At 55.7% G+C, this 325-nt stretch carries 1 pseudogene; it reads right to left on the bottom strand.

Annotated features, from left to right (window positions below):
• Positions 1 to 325, bottom strand: a pseudogene (locus MXD62_RS10785) (2-isopropylmalate synthase); the annotation flags it as partial.

Raw genomic sequence — 325 nt, 5'->3', positions numbered from 1 at the left:
CAATTGACTGGTTCGGGCGATCTCGCGCAGATGCAGAGAAGTGGTTGCCTGATAGTAATCCTTGCGTGTCTCCAATGCAAGTGCAACCTCCTCCAACGCCGCGTTCCCTGCCCGCTCGCCGATCCCGTTGATCGTTCCTTCCACCTGTGTCGCACCCGCTTCAATCGCTGCCAAGCTGTTGGCTACCGCCATGCCTAGATCGTCATGACAGTGGCAGCTCAGCTTCACTTTTTCAATGCCCGGCACACGCAAGGTAAGCTCACGGAAGATGTTGCCGTAATCCTTCGGCGTCATATAGCCTACCGTGTCCGGGATATTAACGATC

The organism is Frankia sp. Mgl5 (assembly GCF_023242985.1).
Classification (GTDB): domain Bacteria; phylum Actinomycetota; class Actinomycetes; order Frankiales; family Frankiaceae; genus Parafrankia; species Parafrankia soli.
The sequence above is the reverse complement of the archived record's forward strand: the minus strand, read 5'-3'. Positions and strand labels throughout refer to the sequence as shown.